1 protein-coding gene is annotated in these 396 nt (G+C 62.1%); it reads left to right on the top strand.

Annotated elements, in window-relative coordinates:
- Positions 1–6: 6 nt before the first annotated feature.
- Positions 7–396: transporter substrate-binding domain-containing protein (locus tag D7W79_RS42970; RefSeq protein WP_244222298.1), on the top strand; the 390-nt coding region annotated here is incomplete at its 3' end.

Here is a 396-nt window from a genome sequence, read left to right as displayed (position 1 = left end):
GTCGGTGTGCTGCTCTCGGGCGGTCCCTTTGGCGGGATCGATCCAGCGACCCAGAAACCCAGGGGGTTGAACGTCGAGCTGGCCCAGGAGCTGGGCCGGCAGCTAGGGGCCGAGGTGCAGCTGGTTCCCGTATTGCCTGCCAACCGCGTGCAGTTCCTGCAGCAGGGCAAAGTCGACCTGCTGATCGCGAACATGGAATGGACCCCGGAACGCGGCGAAATCCTCGGATTTGTGCCGACGCCGTTTTACCGGGTAGGCGGTACCGCCGCAGTGCTCAAGGACAGCAAGATCACTCGCTGGGAAGACCTGAAAGGGCAACCGGTTTGCACTTCGCAAGGCAGCAGCTATGTCAAGCCGCTCACGGAGCTGGGCGTTGAGTTGAAAGCGTTTAAGAGC

Origin of the sequence: Corallococcus exercitus, assembly GCF_003611585.1 — a bacterium.
In the GTDB taxonomy this organism is placed as follows: domain Bacteria; phylum Myxococcota; class Myxococcia; order Myxococcales; family Myxococcaceae; genus Corallococcus; species Corallococcus exercitus.
This window is presented reverse-complemented; position numbering and strand designations above follow the sequence as displayed.